1 protein-coding gene is annotated in these 385 nt (G+C 59.5%); it reads right to left on the minus strand.

All coding sequences use genetic code 11. The features are described from left to right. Positions 1-338: IS3 family transposase (locus HMPREF2656_RS13610; RefSeq protein ID WP_141761030.1), on the minus strand; the 338-nt coding region annotated here is incomplete at its 3' end. Positions 339-385 lie beyond the last annotated feature (47 nt).

A 385-nucleotide genomic window follows, 5' to 3' on the forward strand; every position in this document is an offset into this window, starting at 1 on the left:
GGATCAGCAACGGTGGTGCGTGTGGTCTTGCGTCGGAGTACACCCGCGATTCCAAGGATATTCATGAGGCGTTGCACCTGGTCACGGCCAATGTTCCAGCCTGCCCGGTGGGCGGCTTTCCATAGTTTTCGTCGCCCGTAGACCCGCCGATTGGCCCGCCACAGCTCAAAGAGCCGGTGCGCGGTGTAAGCCTCATCCAGCTCGGCAGGGGTGGGCCCGAAACCACGGGCCTGGAAGCGGTAGAACGTTGCTGGTGAAATAGCGTATTCATGCTCATTGAGCACGTGGCACATCCGCTCGATGGAATACAGGTGCCGGTGAGTGCGGAGGAAGTCCACAATCACTTTAGTTTGCGGTCGAGCTCCGCCTGGGCGAAAAAAGCTGA

Source organism: Corynebacterium sp. HMSC034B08 (assembly GCF_001835805.1).
Classification (GTDB): Bacteria; Actinomycetota; Actinomycetes; order Mycobacteriales; family Mycobacteriaceae; genus Corynebacterium; species Corynebacterium coyleae.